Genomic DNA, 11,810 nt, shown 5'->3' with positions numbered 1-11,810 from the left:
GCCCTGGCCCGGCGGATCGTGCGACGGCTGCGCGAACTCGGCATGACCCCCGTGCTCCCCGGCTACTTCGGCACCGTCCCTCCCGGCTTCGTCCGCCGCAATCCCGGCGCCCGCGTCGTCCCCCAGGGCGACTGGGGCGGCTTCCGGCGCCCCGACTGGCTCGACCCGCGCACCCCTCACTTCGGCCGCGTCGCCCGCACCTTCTACCGCGTGCAACAGGGGCTCTACGGCGCCACGTCCATGTACAAGATGGACCTGCTGCACGAGGGCGGCACCCCGGGCAACGTCCCCGTCGGCGAGGCCGCGCGCGCCGTCGAGAAGGCCCTGCGCACCGCCCATCCCCGGGCCACCTGGGCCATCCTCGGCTGGCAGACCAACCCGCGCCGCGAGATCGTCGACGCCGTCGACAAGTCCCGCATGCTCGTCCTCGACGGCCTGTCCGACCGCTACGCCGCCGTCACCGACCGCGAGGCCGACTGGGGCGGCACCCCGTACGCCTTCGGCTCCATCTGGAACTTCGGCGGGCACACCGCGATGGGCGCCAACACCCCCGACTGGGCCGACCTCTACGACCGGTGGCGCACCAAGGCCGGCAGCACGCTCTCCGGCATCGCCCTCATGCCGGAGGCCGCCGACAACAACCCCGCGGCCTTCGCCCTCTTCGGCGACCTGGCCTGGACGGACGGCCCGGTGGACCTGCCGTCCTGGTTCGCGGAGTGGCCCCGCTACCGCTACGGCGGCGCCGACGCGCACGCCGCCCGCGCCTGGGACGTCCTCCGGCGCACCGCCTACGGCACCCGCCGCACCGACGGCTGGAGCGAGGGCGCCGACAGCCTCTTCGCCGCCCGCCCCGATCTGGCCGTCTCCCACGCCGCCGCCTGGTCGCCCAAGCAACTGCGCTACGACGCCGACACGTTCGCCCGCGCCCTGCCGGAACTGCTCTCCGTCGCCCCCTCCCTGCGCCGCAGCAGCGCCTACCGCTACGACCTCATGGATGTCGCCCGGCAGTGCATCGCCAACCGCGGCCGACTGCTCCTGCCGCGCCTGAAAGCCGCCTACGACACCGGGAACCGGTCCCGCTTCCGCGACCTCACGCGCGAGTGGCTCGACTGGATGTCCCTGCTGGAGCAGGTCGTCGCCACCGACGCGGGCCATCTCCTGGGCCGCTGGACCGCCGACGCCCGGGCCTGGGGCTCGACCCCCGCCGAGCGCGACCACCTCGAATACGACGCCGTCTCCCTCCTCACCACCTGGGGCCCCCGCGCCTCGGCCGACTCCGGCAAGCTCCACGACTACGCGAACCGTGAGTGGTCGGGCCTGGTCGGCGGCCTCTACCGGCTGCGCTGGAAGACCTGGTTCACGGCGCTGGACACGGCCCTGGCGTCCCGCCGCGCGCCCAAGCCCGTCGACTGGTTCGCCCTGGAGGACCGCTGGACCCGGGACCGCCCCTCGTACCCGACGACCCCGGCAGGGGATATCGTCCGGGTCGCCCGGGCCGTGGCGGCCAGGCTGTAGGCGGAGAAGACCCGATAGCAGGCCCGGGAGACCCGGGAGGAGGCCCGGCAGTCGGCAGCGGCGGCCTCGCGACCGCGAGGCCGGGCGGGCATCCGGGCGAGAAGCCTGCCCGGCACAGCCGACGCCCGGTCCGACTCCGCCCCTGTCGCCGACCCCGATATGAGCCCTGTCGCCAGCCCCATGAGCAGCGCGGCCCCGTGCACGTCCCTCACCGCCGCCAAGGCCACCGCTCCGACCGGCACGGCCAGCGCGAGTCCACGGTTCCAGCGGGTGGTCAGCGGCCTCGGCAGCCGCCCGTCCAGCCGTCGTATCGCCCAGAACACCGCGCCCACGAGCCCACACACGGCTATCGAATTGCCGCCCCCGAACGGCTGCCACGCGTACCCCACCAACTCGGCGGCCACGCCCACCCCGAAGTAGTGGAGCAGCCACGCGCGGCGGGAGAGGACCTGCTCCGCGACCGCTCCCACGACCGCGAGGGCGAGCAGGTTGAACACCGTCCCGGCCGCGCCACCGTCCTGGACGAAGAGCGACGTGAACGTGCGCCACCACTGCTCGTGGAGCCCCTCCGGACTCCGTCGCAGCAGGCCCAGCGTGCCGGGCACGGCGAACTGGAAGAGGTTGACCAGGGCAGTGACGCCGAACACGGCCCCGGTGACGGCAGGAAGACGCCGCGACGGAGCCGCGACACCCACGCTGATGGCTGTCATGCGAAGAACACTACCCCCGAACCTGTACTCGGTCAATATTTAATCTCGACCAAAACTTGTGCCGGGTACTCTGAAGCCATGACTGCACAGCCCGGCCTGCGGGAGCGGAAGAAGATCGAGACGACCCGGCGGCTCTTCAGCACCGCCGTGGAGCTGTTCCTGGAGCACGGCTTCGACAACGTCACCGTCGCCCAGATCGCGGCAGCCTCGGACGTCTCCAAGATGACGGTCTTCAACTACTTCCCGACCAAGGAACACCTCGTCCTGCGCCCGATGGAGGACCACGTCCACGACGCGGCGCACATCGTCCGCGAGCGCGCCGCGGGCGAGACCCCCGTCGCTGCCCTGCGCCGCGCGTTCCTGGCCGCACTCGACGAGCACGACGCCTCCACCGGCCTGAACGACGCCCCGGACGTCCTGGGCGTGTGCCGTCTCCTGCACGAGACCCCGGCACTCGCCCAGCGAGCCCTGGCCCTGACCCAGCAGAGCCGCGACCTGCTCGCCGCCGAGCTCCCCGGCCCCCCGGTCCTCGCCGCCGTCACCGCCGCCCAACTGATCGGCGCCCGCGAGGCCCTGTCCGCGGAGAACCTGCGCCGCCTCCTCGCGGGAGAATCCGCCGACGCGGTCCACCCCGACGCGGTCGCCGACGCGAAGCGCGCCTTCGCCTTCCTGGAGACCGGCCTGCGCGACTACGGCCGCTAACACCCCCGGAACCGCCGGGAAGTTCACCGGCGGACTCCCCGCACGGCCACAAACGCAAAGATCCCGCCCGGTCGATGACCAGGCGGGATCTTTCCCAACTACCCCCGAGCTGACTCGAGAACAGTCGTTGCGGTCGGGTGTTCACGAGTAGGGCTGACCAGGGGCGGCAAACCCCTCATGAAGATCGCTTCCCAGAACGGTAGCGATCGTTTCCCGAGCCGGTCGGGTTCGATGTCGATGCCGTCCGTCACGGCGTGTGGTGCGGGAGGGGGAGCGACCGGTCGACGGCAGGCTGACCGGCGGCCTCTTCGGCAGCCTGTGCGTGCAGTACATCGACGCCAGCAGGGATCACAGTGGCTGGTCGGGGCGGTCCTGGCAGTGACGAGGACTGTGGGGTCTTCGGTTCGGAACATGCGTTTGGGGCTGCAGCGTCGTGCTGCAGCCCCAAACGCGTCCCGTGAGGGACGATGTGCCCGACTTTATGCCTGGACGGCCGTGAGGGCGGTGTGCGTCTCGCTGGCCTTCGGCTTGGACTTGGCCGTCAGGTGCACGGCTACGGCCAGGGAGGCCAGGAGCGAGGCGCTGGAAGCCAGGATGTCGCTGAGGGCGCCGCCGCCGCACAGGGCCACGCCGGGCAGTGCGACAGTTGCCATCCCTACCAGCCAGACAGCGACTACTCCTCGGACCGCATTACCGTTCTGCATGGTTCTCCTCACGATAGTTGCTGATAGGCCACTGAGACGACCATGGCCACAGCGACCAGGGCCAGTGCCCAGAAGTACCACTTGGGAAGTGTGGCCCCTGATTTTCTGGGGGCTATTCCAGCCACGGCCAGGATGATTTGGAGGATTGCGAGGACGGTAATGAGAGCGCGCATGTTTTCCGTTCGGGCCGACGCTGGGTCAGCAGACGTATTGCGAGACCAGGGCGTTGAGCGCCGAGCCCGAGGAGAAGGCGACGGACATGGCGCGGGCCGCGTCGGCGGAGATGGCGATGCCGAGGACCTCGATGCCGCCGGCTGCGGCCGCTGCGGCGAAGGCGGCGGCGCCGATGCTGTAGACAGCGGTCATCGCGGCCATGTGGCAGAACCCGCGGGGCTGGTTGCCCGTGCTGCCGCTCTGGAAGGCGCGCAGTGTGGTCTTGCCGTTGGCGTCCTTGAACAGGCTCAGGGCGTACTGGCCGTTGTCGTAGACGATCTTGCTCTGGCCGTTGGCGAGCGAGGCGCGCGCGGAGTTGATGCCGTCGAGGATCTGCTTGACGAGAGCTTCGTCGATGGGGGTGTCGAGCTGGGCCGAGACGGCGGCGGTGGCCTGGGCGATGCGCGCCGACTCGGACGGGGCGGCGGACGCGGTGGAGGCGGCGACGGTGAGGATTGCGCCTGCGGTCACCATCGCGACGGTTCCCATGGATAAGCGCTTGATGATTCTGCCGCCGAGTGTTGCGGTGTTCATTTTTCTCCCGTTGTCGTACGTGGCAATGGGGTTGGTGAATGCAACCCATTGGCGTTTCGCTGGAGATCATTCCATGCCGGGGAGAGGTGGTCACAGGGGAAAAAGTGCATGGCGAAATTATCGCGCGCCCCCATATGCGGCGAGACGGCTCCGATGGCACACGAGCCCCAGATGACACATCTGGAACGTGCGCCTCAAATCACCCCGTACCGCCCGAGCTAATGCCGCAAGATACCCAAAACGGCATGCGGGCGCCATGCGCAAATGCACCCACCATCAGCCAGTGCGACATTTATCGTGCTCATACTCGCCAAGATCGGGCCAACTCCCGCTCAACAGGCGGGGGCTGGCGGCGCCACAAGCGGCCGGGATTCGCCGCTCCACGGACACCAGTCCAGCGGCAAGTTCGCGAAGGACCGCTCTTGAGCGGTCCGTGTACTCGCAGCCGGGCAAAACGGAGCCCGACAGGCGCGCATGCCCTACAGCCCTACTCTCATGGCACCCAGGGTCCGTAACGGACCTGACAGAGGGGGAAGGGAGTCCCACCCCCCTGACAGGCACGATCTCCGGCGATCACCTGGTGACCTCTATCTCGCTTGATCTGTACGGCAGTTGTCGTTTGGGATCTTTGGCGATCACCTTCTGCGATCTTGGCCGGGGCTCCCCTACGGTGTGGGCGGGGTTCTGGCTGTTCTGGGGCCTGGCCCCAGATGAACCGGGGACGATCGCAAGGGCAGACAATGACGTCACTGTTCGACCAACTGGACAAGGAAGAGGCCATCGTCCGGGGGGAGCTGGCGGCCCTGCGCGAGAAGGTCGCACAGGCGGAGGAGCGTATGGCTCATCTGGCGATCACCCGCACGACGCTCGTTTCCCTGGGGGTCGCAGGCGCTGAAGACGGTGCTGGCGAGCCGTCCTCGCGATCTTCAGGCGACAGCCCTGCCGACGGTGAGACCGGGCACAGCACCGACGGGCCGGAGCGAGACGAAGCCGCCGGCCCTGCGGACGGATCTTCAGGGCCGGAGCCCCAGGAGTTGTCGTTGGAGGTGGCCCGTGAGCGGATTCTGGCTCTGCTCGCGGAAACGGACCGGGCGGTGAAGTTGCAGGACCTGGTGCCCGCGATCGGCGAGAAGCGGACGGAGACGACGCGCTCGCGGCTGAAGACCTTGGTGAAGGAGGGGCTGGTGGTGGAGGATCCTGTGGCCTGGTTCGCCCTCAAGTCACCCGCCGCTGCCGCCGCTGAAACCCCTGGGGAGGCCCGGGTGGCCTGATGAGGCGTCCGCCGGGTGCGGCCTCGGCCCGCTGCGGCGGATGAGGCTGGCACCGCCGAGATCTGACCTCGGCGGTGCCGGTTGCTTGAGTCCCTACCAAGGTGGCTCTCGCATGTCCCGACACTAGTGGAGATCATCCCGGTGTTGGGCGCGGAGCCGCGAAATCGTCATGCCCGGTCGCAGTCGTGCGCATTCGGGTACGAATCGAGGCTCATTGTTTGCTTCTCCGAACGCGAACGGGCCCGTCCGGCCACAGCCGCACACCCGTGAAAGCGGCCAGCCGGGCGACGGTCGCCACGTCCGGCCAGGAATTCCCGGCGAGCAGGTCGGCAATGGCCTGCCGGTTGACACCGGAGCCGGCCGCCGCCGCGCGCAGGCTCAGTCCCCGGTCCTCCATCGCCCGCGTGAGGCGGCGGGCGATCTGGCGCACGGCCTCGGCCCCGGCATCCGGGCAGGGCGCCTCAGGCCAGGCTTCCGGATCACCGGCCATCTCCCGCGGGGGGCGTGCGCGGGCGCGTCCGCCGACCATGCGTGCACCGTCCTCTCTGTCGAAGTCGATCAACCCCCGGACGGCTGCTTGTCCAGCCGCTATTCGTGGACCGTGACCCTTGATCCACAGACCTCTGCGAAGATCGCCCGCTACCGGCCGCGCGAGGCCCCGCCCGTCTGGGAGGAGGTCGCGCCGCTGGTGAGATCGGTGGTGGCGGCCACGGTGAGCGCGGTCCCCTATGACGTGGAACGGCTGCTGCACGTCACCGCCTCCCTGGCCGTCTGGGCCGTCAAGGCCGGGCATCCTGTGGATCCGGATGCCTGGCTGCGGAACGAGGTCATCGACGCGTACGTGCTCTCGCGCGCTGCCGGTCTTCAGCCGTCGTCGGTGCGGACCTACCGCACGTGGCTGCTGCGGGTACGGGACGCGCTGGCCTGGAGCGAGCGCGGCGAGGCCACCCCGGCACGTCTGCATGCCGAGCCCGTGCCCCATCTTCCTTATGGGCGGGCCGACCTGGCGGGCCTGAAGCACTGGGCGGAGCATCTGCGCGGCCAGCAACGGGCCGACGCTCTGGCGCTGCTGGGCCTCGGGGCGGGGTTCGGGCTCCAGCCCAGGGAGGTCGCGGCCACCGTCGGGAGTCATCTTCAGCGCCGCGGTGACAGGGGCGGCCCGTTGGTGCACACCGGTGTCACGCGTGAGCATCCGCTGGCCGCCCGGTCCGGCTGGGAGGAGGTCCTCGAGGAACTGGCCTGGCAGGCCGGGCACGGTTACCTGTTCCGTCCTCGCCGCACGGTCGAGTACGCCAAGAACCTGATCGGTTCCTGGTCGCTCCTGCACCAGCCTCCGGAGGGTCTGCCGAGAGTGTCGGTGGGGCGGCTTCGGGCCACGTGGATCGTGGAGCTGATGGCAACCGGGCTCGGGCACGGTCTGATCGCCAAGGCCGCCGGTCTGGCCTCGGCCGCTTCCCTGGCCCGCTACCAGCACCACGTGCCGCCTCTCGACGACGACACCGCAGTCACTCTTCTGCGCGGCACCACGGCATGACTGTCCCCCACTCCTGGCGGAACAGCAAGAAGATCAGAAACTGCCGGCCGCGTCCCGTCACCGACCAGCCGGCCTCGATACCCGATTCCAAGGTCGGCCAGCTCGACACACTGCTGCACCGCAGCGGCGTGCTCGATCTCATCGATGCCGAGCTGACCGGGCGTCCGGGGCCGGACGGGCTGCCGGTGCGAACCGTGCTGGTGGGGCTGCTGCTGTCCCTGCACTACCACCAGAGCGCCACCCTGGCTGACGTCTGCCGTGTGCTGCTCGACGAGCTCAGCCTCACCGCCCGGAACTGGCTCCACGTCACCGGCGTGGACCGGCGCGATCCGCACGCCCGGATCGCGTTCTCCCGCCGTGTCTACCGCGCATTCGACCGGCCGACCACTGCCCTGGATCCTTACCGGTGCGACCGGCGCCGCCGCCTGCCCGCCGACGAAGCGGCTCTGCATGCCGCGGCATGGGAAGACGATGACCCCGAACACCTCAGGCGTCGTCGGCTTCTGCAGGAGATCAGTGACCGTCTGGTCCTGGTCACCGTCCGTCTGGCTCACAAGCGCGGCCTGTTCAAGGGCTGGAAGGGCGACATCGGCATCGACACCACGCCTCTTCCCGCCTGGCACCACGAGCCACGGACCCACAAGGGCCTGGCCTCCGTCGAGATCACAGCCGGATGGCACTACTGCGGAGGCTCTACCGAGGGAATCTTCGGCCACAGCGCAACCCTGCTCGTCGCCGGCAGCCGCCGCCATCCAGCAGGCCACCCACGCGCGGGCCATCGGATCAGCGAGCACCCTCAACTCGCCCTGGGCCTGGTGCTGGACACTCCTGGCAAACGCCTCGGCCCCAACGCCATCCACGCCCTCAAGGCCTTGGTCCCGTTCGGATTTCCGGCCGGGGTTCTGGCCGTCGACCGCGCCTACACCGACCAGACCACCCCTCACTTCGCCGAGCCCGCCCGCCGCCTGGGCTACCGTCTCGTTCTCGACTACAAACAAAAGCAGCGCGGCATCCAGGGCAGCACGCCCTCCGGAGCCCTCCTGGTCGACGGCTCCCTCGCCTGCCCCGCCATGCCGACCCGCTTCGCGCACGCCACCACGGGCCTGGACGACGACACCATCCGCGCCATGGACGCTCAGCTCACCGAGCTCATCGCCCAGCGCCAGCCCTTCTTCCTCAAAACCAAGCAGGCCGCCGACACACGCGGCACCATCCGGCTCCAGTGCCCCGCAGGCACCTCGCCCTCGGTCAACTGCCCCCGCTTCCACCGCGTCCACGGCACCGCCAACGCGCAGCCGAAGGCAGTGGACCTCACCAGCCCCCGGGCAACCGCCGCTCACACCGCAGCCAAGCCCACCGTCCCCCTTCCCGCGGCCGAACGCCTGCATCCCCCACCGAAGGGTGAACTGCCCCGGATCTGCCAGAAGCCGACCCTCACCCTCCACCCCGGCGGGCTCGGCCCGCACGACAAGTTCCGGCAGGACTTCCCCTACCTCGGCCCCGCCTGGCACGACGCCTACAAACCCATCCGGGCCAACAACGAAGGACTCAACGGACGCGCCAAGAGCCACCGCATCGACATCAGCGACCCCAAGAAACGGCTTGCTCACGGACGCGTCGCCCAGACCATCCTCGTCGCCCTGATGACCTGCACCCTCAACCTGCAGATCCTCCACGACTGGCACCTGGCCACCGGAACCCAGCCCACACCGGAAACCACCGGCAACGACCTCAGCCACAACAGCCACGTCATGACGATCACCTCCGCCAGCACCGGGATACCGCCACCCTGACGCGCGCCACACCACACGGTTCCTGAAGAGCACCCCGCCCAGCCGCACCGGCCCACCCGCCCAGCGGCAACACCGGCACGTCCTCAACACCCGGCATCACCCCCGAACTCGCCTCACAGCCAGCCCAGCCACCACCCCCCAGAGCCGCCGAGTTCGCAAACCACCTCGAACAAACCCCAGAAACACGAAGATCCCGCCCGATCAATCAGATCGGACGGGATCTCGTCAACTCTCCCTGAGCGAACTCAAGAACAGTCGTGCGGTGGACCTGAGGGGATTCGAACCCCTGACCCCCTCGATGCGAACGAGGTGCGCTACCGGACTGCGCCACAGGCCCTTGCAACGAGTGAAACTCTAGCACCCCTTTACGGGTGCTCAAAAATCCGGTCCCCGCTGGTCAGCGAGGAGGGTCACTCGTTGGCCGCGCGAGGTCGGTCGTCGTCGGCGTACTGGTCGAAGAGCGGGGTGCGGCCGCGCTCGCGGGGACGGCGACGGGGGCGGGCGCCACGGCGGTCGTCCGACGGGCGGCGGCCCGCCGGCTCGGCGGCGCTGGAGCGGGCGGAGCTCCACGTGTCCGGGGCGTCGAGATCCACGTCCTCCCCGGCGCGCGGGGCGACCGGCGCGGTGACGTACGTGGGGAGCGGCACGGGCACCGGCTCCCAGCCCTCGCCCGCGCCCCGGTCACGCTGCTGGTCGACCCACTCCGCGTGGTCGGTCTGCTCGACCAGCGCCCGGCGTCCCGCCGTCACCGACGGCTCGGACGAGGCGGGCGCGGAATGGGGCGCCGTGTCCTCGAGGACCGCACCGTCCTGTGCCTGCGCGCGCGCACGCCCCTCGCGGAGCCGTGCCGCGGCCAGCTCGGCCCGGCGCTGGTCCATGGTGAAGGCGAACCGGCGTCGCTCCTGCGACCGCAGATAGGCGATGTACGTGCTGAGCAGTACCGCGGGCACGGCAGGCACCCACAGGAACTCCAGCCCGCCGACGCCCGCCACGATCGCACCGAGCGTGAAGACGAAGAAGAGAACCACCGTGGTGCGCCGACGGCGCGCGAGGACCTTCGAGCGCCGGGCACGCTCGGCGGCCGTCAGGGACGGCACCGCGCCCAGGGAGGGCGCACCGGAGGACCCGGCCGCCCCCTGCTGCATGGGCGCGCCGAGGGGCCGGACGTCGACCGCTTCGGTCGGCATGTCCGGCTCCGGCTCCGGCCCGCGGTCGCCCGCGGGCTCGCCCGATACCGGCGCGTCGTCGGTCGCGCGCTCTTCCAGACCCTTGGCGTAACGGCGCTCCATGCCCGCCCGTCCGGACAGCAGCCGGATGGCGGTGCTGAAGCGTTCCGTCGGACGGGCTTCATTGAGCTCGTCCTGCCTACGGAGCCACATCGGCACCAAGTAGGCGGCCCAGGCCCCGACGATGACTGCGTAGATGAGGCCGCTGCTGCTCACACTTCACACCGTAGAGGGGCGCACGCAAGGGATTCCGCCAATTGGCCCGGTGTGTCGCACGATCCGGCTGATATCTCGAACTTTTTTTGTGATTGTTGGCGCCGGAACCACTCGAATACTGTCAATTGACAGTCAAATTCGAACGTTTATTTTATTTCTGTGGAGTGCCGGGTCGGGACCTGTGCCAGCGGGCCAGCAGGCCGTCCGGGACTTCCTCGGCGGTGAGCGCGTAGACGAGGTGATCGCGCCAGGCACCGTCGATGTGGAGATACCCCGGGCGCAGCCCCTCCTCCCGGAAAGCGAGTTTTTCCACCACTCGGCGGCTCGGCAGGTTCTCCGGCCGGATGCACACCTCGACCCGGTGCAGGCCGACGGTGTGGAAGCAGTGGTCGACGGCGAGCGCCACAGCCGTGGGCATGACGCCCCGACCCGCGACCGCCGCGTCCACCCAGTAGCCGATGTGGGCGGAGCACATCGAGCCCCAGGTGATGCCCGCCACGGTCAGCTGCCCGGCCAGGCGCCCCTGGTACTCGATGATGAACGGCAGCATCCGCCCGGCGTGGGCCTCGGCCCGCAGATGACGGACCATCTGCCGGTAGGTGGGGCGCTGGGTGACGGGCCCGCCGGGCGCGGGCGGCGGAATGGTGGCCTCCCAGGGGCGCAGCCAGTCGCGGTTGCGGCGGTTGACCTCCCGCCAGGCGTGCTGGTCGCGCATCCTGATGGGGCGCAGGACGACATCGCCGTCCCACAGCTCCACAGGCCAGGCGCCGCTCATGCCGGGTCCGTACCGGGCTCGGCCCGGTACGGACCGGGCTCGTCGGCGGCACGCCCGAAGTGGCCGGTGTGCCCGTCAGGGCCGTCCCCCGCGTTCCCGCCCGGGTGGTCACCGCCGCGGAGCTGATCCACCGCGTGCGCCAGCAGCCGCTCCAGGACGGCCAGACCGTCGCGCACGCCCCCCGTGGAGCCCGGCAGATTCACGATCAGGGTGCGGCCCGCGACACCCGCGAGGCCCCGGGAGAGGGCAGCCGTGGCGACCTTCGTGAGGCCCTCGGCGCGGATGGCCTCCGGGATGCCGGGGACCTCGTAGTCGATCACACGGCGAGTGGCCTCGGGCGTGCGGTCCGTGGGCGAGATCCCGGTCCCGCCCGTGGTGACCACCACGTCGTACGCCTCCCGCACGGCGTCCCTCAGCGCGGCCTCGACGGGATCACCGTCCGGCACGACCCGGGGGCCGTCGACAGCGAACCCGAGCGCCTGGAGCCCGGAGACGAGCAGCGGGCCGCCGCGGTCGGCGTAGACACCGGCAGCCGCCCGGTTCGAAGCGGTGACGACGAGCGCGCGATACGGTCGTGCGCCCCCCGGCTCGTCCTTCACTCCCCCACCCCTTCCTTC

General features: G+C 70.3%; 12 protein-coding genes, 1 tRNA gene and 1 pseudogene. 6 read left to right on the top strand and 8 right to left on the bottom strand.

The genetic code is table 11. The features are described from left to right. The coding region (locus K6I34_RS20075; protein ID WP_229327690.1) for an alpha-N-acetylglucosaminidase at positions 1 to 1,515 on the top strand (1,515 nt) is incomplete at its 5' end. Between the two features lie 161 nt (positions 1,516 to 1,676). On the opposite strand, the pseudogene K6I34_RS20070 reads toward K6I34_RS20075, so the two are convergent. Then, positions 1,677 to 2,225 (bottom strand): annotated as a pseudogene (locus tag K6I34_RS20070) (rhomboid family intramembrane serine protease); the annotation flags it as partial. Between the two features lie 78 nt (positions 2,226 to 2,303). Here K6I34_RS20070 and K6I34_RS20065 point away from each other — a divergent pair. Together K6I34_RS20065 and K6I34_RS38335 are read left to right on the top strand one after the other, a co-directional pair. Then, the gene (locus K6I34_RS20065) at positions 2,304 to 2,927 is read left to right on the top strand and encodes a TetR/AcrR family transcriptional regulator (RefSeq protein ID WP_229327689.1); all 624 of its coding nucleotides are present in this window, start codon (positions 2,304 to 2,306) and stop codon (positions 2,925 to 2,927) included. A gap of 256 nt (positions 2,928 to 3,183) precedes the next feature. Then, positions 3,184 to 3,309, top strand: coding sequence for a hypothetical protein (locus K6I34_RS38335; RefSeq protein WP_275127105.1), 126 nt, complete (start codon positions 3,184 to 3,186; stop codon positions 3,307 to 3,309). A gap of 97 nt (positions 3,310 to 3,406) precedes the next feature. Here the strand turns inward: K6I34_RS38335 and K6I34_RS20060 are convergent, their stop codons facing one another. Both K6I34_RS20060 and K6I34_RS20055 read right to left on the bottom strand, forming a co-directional pair. After that, positions 3,407 to 3,580, bottom strand: a complete 174-nt coding sequence (locus K6I34_RS20060; RefSeq protein ID WP_229327688.1) for a hypothetical protein — start codon at positions 3,578 to 3,580, stop codon at positions 3,407 to 3,409. Between the two features lie 249 nt (positions 3,581 to 3,829). Continuing rightward, positions 3,830 to 4,333 (bottom strand): hypothetical protein, encoded by a 504-nt coding sequence (locus tag K6I34_RS20055; RefSeq protein ID WP_229327687.1) that lies wholly within the window; start codon positions 4,331 to 4,333, stop codon positions 3,830 to 3,832. Between the two features lie 785 nt (positions 4,334 to 5,118). Here K6I34_RS20055 and K6I34_RS20050 point away from each other — a divergent pair. Then, positions 5,119 to 5,649 (top strand): helix-turn-helix domain-containing protein, encoded by a 531-nt coding sequence (locus K6I34_RS20050; protein ID WP_229327686.1) that lies wholly within the window; start codon positions 5,119 to 5,121, stop codon positions 5,647 to 5,649. A gap of 211 nt (positions 5,650 to 5,860) precedes the next feature. Here the strand turns inward: K6I34_RS20050 and K6I34_RS20045 are convergent, their stop codons facing one another. Next, positions 5,861 to 6,211 carry a helix-turn-helix transcriptional regulator gene (locus tag K6I34_RS20045; RefSeq protein ID WP_229327685.1) on the bottom strand — a complete coding sequence of 117 codons (351 nt, stop codon included), beginning with the start codon at positions 6,209 to 6,211 and terminating at the stop codon, positions 5,861 to 5,863. 39 nt (positions 6,212 to 6,250) lie between these two features. Between K6I34_RS20045 and K6I34_RS20040 the strand changes: the two genes are divergently transcribed. Further along, positions 6,251 to 7,183, top strand: coding sequence for a hypothetical protein (locus K6I34_RS20040; RefSeq protein WP_229327684.1), 933 nt, complete (start codon positions 6,251 to 6,253; stop codon positions 7,181 to 7,183). Beyond that, a complete protein-coding gene (locus K6I34_RS20035; protein ID WP_229327683.1) occupies positions 7,180 to 8,976 on the top strand; it encodes a hypothetical protein in 1,797 nt (598 codons plus the stop codon). The genes K6I34_RS20040 and K6I34_RS20035 overlap by 4 nt, the downstream gene beginning before the upstream one ends. Positions 8,977 to 9,239: 263 nt before the next feature. Here K6I34_RS20035 and K6I34_RS20030 read toward each other — a convergent pair. The 4 genes from K6I34_RS20030 to K6I34_RS20015 form a co-directional block, all read right to left on the bottom strand. Then, positions 9,240 to 9,313 (bottom strand) — tRNA-Ala (locus K6I34_RS20030). 73 nt (positions 9,314 to 9,386) lie between these two features. Then, positions 9,387 to 10,418, bottom strand: a complete 1,032-nt coding sequence (locus K6I34_RS20025) for a hypothetical protein (protein ID WP_229327682.1) — start codon at positions 10,416 to 10,418, stop codon at positions 9,387 to 9,389. A gap of 151 nt (positions 10,419 to 10,569) precedes the next feature. Further along, the gene (locus K6I34_RS20020; protein WP_229327681.1) at positions 10,570 to 11,193 is read right to left on the bottom strand and encodes a GNAT family N-acetyltransferase; all 624 of its coding nucleotides are present in this window, start codon (positions 11,191 to 11,193) and stop codon (positions 10,570 to 10,572) included. After that, positions 11,190 to 11,792 (bottom strand): molybdenum cofactor biosynthesis protein B, encoded by a 603-nt coding sequence (locus K6I34_RS20015; RefSeq protein WP_229327691.1) that lies wholly within the window; start codon positions 11,790 to 11,792, stop codon positions 11,190 to 11,192. The genes K6I34_RS20020 and K6I34_RS20015 overlap by 4 nt, the downstream gene beginning before the upstream one ends. Between the last annotated feature and the right edge of the window lie 18 nt (positions 11,793 to 11,810).

Source organism: Streptomyces sp. UNOC14_S4, from assembly GCF_020740835.1.
Lineage (GTDB): Bacteria > Actinomycetota > Actinomycetes > Streptomycetales > Streptomycetaceae > Streptomyces.
Note: the sequence above shows the minus strand (reverse complement) of the source record. Positions and strands in the feature narration are given on the sequence as shown.